The sequence below is a fragment of the Ideonella sp. P3_A4 genome (assembly GCF_056403075.1).
Genome location: NZ_JBFUGE010001289.1, coordinates 1 through 707 on the forward strand (window position 1 = coordinate 1; position 707 = coordinate 707).

The following is a 707-nucleotide window of genomic DNA, read 5'->3' on the forward strand; positions in this document are numbered from 1 at the left end:
GGGCAACGCCATACTCGCCTGATGGTGGCCCAAGGAAGGCGACCCCGATGATCGGGGAAGGCGCGGCCGAACGGGGTTCGGCCCTGCTCGCCAGCGAGCAGCAATACAGGCAGCTGTTCGAAGCCAACCCGCTGCCGATGTGGGTCTACGACCTCGAAACCTTGCGCATCCTCGACGTCAACGAGGTCGCCTGCCACAAGTACGGCTACACCCGTGACGAGTTCCGGGCGCTGACCATCCGCGACATCCGGCCGCCCGAGGACATCGGCGCCGTCGAGGAATCGGTTCGCACCATGTCGACGCAGGTCTTCAACTCCGGCGTCTGGCGGCACCGGTTGAAAGATGGCTCGTTGATCGATGTGGAGATCGCCTCGCACGAGGTGGTGCACCACGGCCGGCGCGCGCGCTTCGTCTGCCCGATCGACGTGACGCAGCGTCTGCGCACGCAGGCGGCGCTGCGCGAACGCGAGGCCGGCCTGCGCCGGGCTCAACAGGTGGCGAAGCTCGCCCATGTCGTCACGCGGCCCGATGGCTCTTTCGAGAGCTGGTCGGAGTCTTTGCCAGGCATCGTGGGCCTCGAACCAGCCAAGATCCCGGGCAGCACGCGCGAATGGCTGCAGCTGCTGCTGCCGGACGATCGGGCCGGCTTCCGGCGCAAGAGCATCGAAGCCGCCGTCACCGGCGAACGCGTCGACATCGCGTACCGC

At 67.6% G+C, this 707-nt stretch carries 1 protein-coding gene; it reads left to right on the plus strand.

From position 1 onward, the window contains the following. Positions 1-47 precede the first annotated feature (47 nt). A partial coding sequence (locus AC1DYI_RS37600; protein ID WP_477209142.1) for a PAS domain-containing protein occupies positions 48-707 on the plus strand: 660 nt, incomplete at its 3' end.